Source organism: Rhizobacter sp. P3_B12, from assembly GCF_056402895.1.
The window spans coordinates 1-1,686 of sequence record NZ_JBFUGN010001185.1 but is presented as its reverse complement, the minus strand read 5'-3'; the positions used below and the strand labels follow the sequence as shown (position 1 = coordinate 1,686).

The 1,686-nt window shown below is 62.2% G+C and carries 3 protein-coding genes; 1 reads left to right on the top strand and 2 read right to left on the bottom strand.

Going from position 1 to position 1,686, the window contains the following annotated elements:
• Positions 1-54: 54 nt before the first annotated feature.
• Positions 55-408 carry an ATP-dependent Clp protease adapter ClpS gene (gene clpS / locus AC1D01_RS33590; protein WP_052204767.1) on the bottom strand — a complete coding sequence of 118 codons (354 nt, stop codon included), beginning with the start codon at positions 406-408 and terminating at the stop codon, positions 55-57.
• Between the two features lie 225 nt (positions 409-633).
• Between clpS and AC1D01_RS33585 the strand changes: the two genes are divergently transcribed.
• Positions 634-915, top strand: coding sequence for a cold-shock protein (locus AC1D01_RS33585; RefSeq protein WP_056808144.1), 282 nt, complete (start codon positions 634-636; stop codon positions 913-915).
• A 221-nt stretch (positions 916-1,136) separates the two neighbouring features.
• Here AC1D01_RS33585 and AC1D01_RS33580 read toward each other — a convergent pair.
• Positions 1,137-1,686, bottom strand: a 550-nt coding sequence (locus AC1D01_RS33580; RefSeq protein ID WP_477873799.1) for an isocitrate/isopropylmalate family dehydrogenase, incomplete at its 5' end; no start/stop codon positions are given.

Below are 1,686 nucleotides of genomic sequence, written 5' to 3'. Positions count from 1 at the left end.
GCTGGCGCGCCTCGACGAACGCCATGTGCAGGCTGACTTCAAGCTCTTGCGCGATCATGCGGCCTCCATAATGCATTGCAACGGGTGGCCGCCCCGACGGGCAGCGGCCAGCACCAATTCGACCTTGGTTGCAGCGACGTCCTTGGTATAGACGCCGCAGACTCCGCGGCCCTCTTTGTGAACCTTGAGCATGATCTGCGTCGCGGTTTCGAGGTCGCGCTGGAAATACTCCTGAAGCACCATCACGACAAACTCCATCGGTGTGTAGTCGTCGTTGAGCAGTACCACCTGGTACATGCGCGGCGGCTCTGTCTTCGCGGCCTGCCTTTCGGCCACGACCGCCCCCTGCCCGTCATCGGGTGTCGGCCGCTTCAGCGGCTCGGGCGGTATCGGTTTTTCCTCGGGCATGGAACCATTCTATAGAGTTGATTTTGCTGTGCTCACCCGAACGGATATTGCGACACCCGAGCGAACTGCAAGCCCCGGAAATGCATCACAACGTGCCCATTGTTCTACGACAGCACCCGCAAGGGAATGCATTTGGTTGCATGGCCCTGAACCCTGGTTTGCCGTGCCTTGACAGTCACCAAGGCGGCGCACAAAATTCTTCGCTCACAGGGATAGGAGACCAATATGGCCCAGAAGTTGTTCGGAACCGTGAAGTGGTTCAATGATGCGAAGGGATTCGGCTTCATTGAACCGGAAGGGGGTGGCGAGGATGTGTTCGCACATTTTTCGGCCATCCAGAGTGAAGGCTTTCGCACGCTCAAGCAGGGCGGCCGCGTGAGCTACGAAGTGGTGCAAGGCCCGAAAGGCCAGCTCGCGCAGAACATCTCTGCGCTCGATGCACCCGAGACCACCCCGCATCGCCGCAGTTCTGTCGGTGTGACGGAGTCCTCAGCCGCTGCAGCCTAGGGCGCAGGACCCGCGCCGCGCAAGCGGCGTGAACGCCGCGGGCCCAGCGATTCGTCTGGTGCGGAAAGCCTTCATCGGCTTCCCGAACCAGACGGCGCTGGGCCGCTTTCATTGCTGCCAGATCCAATGGCGCCGGGCAGCGCCCAAGAAAAAACCCCTCGCTCCACGCAGGAACAAGGGGTTTGCAGACCACAGCCAGGGCCGAAGCCGCCGGCGGACGCTCACATGTGGTCGATCAYCACCTGGCCGAAGCCCGAGCACGACACCTGCGTCGCGCCGTCCATCAGGCGCGCGAAGTCGTACGTGACCTTCTTCGACAGGATCGACTTTTCCATCGAGCTGATGATCAGGTCGGCCGCTGCGGTCCAGCCCATGTGGCGCAGCATCATCTCGGCCGACAGGATCTCGGAACCCGGGTTCACGTAGTCCTTGCCGGCGTACTTCGGTGCGGTRCCGTGCGTGGCCTCGAACATCGCGATCGAATCGCTCAGGTTCGCACCCGGGGCGATGCCGATGCCGCCAACCTGGGCCGCCAGCGCGTCGGAGACGTAGTCGCCGTTCAGGTTCAGCGTCGCGATCACCGAGTACTCGGCCGGGCGCAGCAGGATCTGCTGCAGGAAGGCGTCAGCGATCGAATCCTTGATCGTGATGTCCTTGCCGGTGTTCGGGTTCTTGAACTTGCACCACGGGCCGCCGTCGATCAGTTCGGCGCCGAATTCCTTCTGCGCCAGGCCATAGGCCCAGTCGCGGAAGCCTCCTTCGGTGAACTTC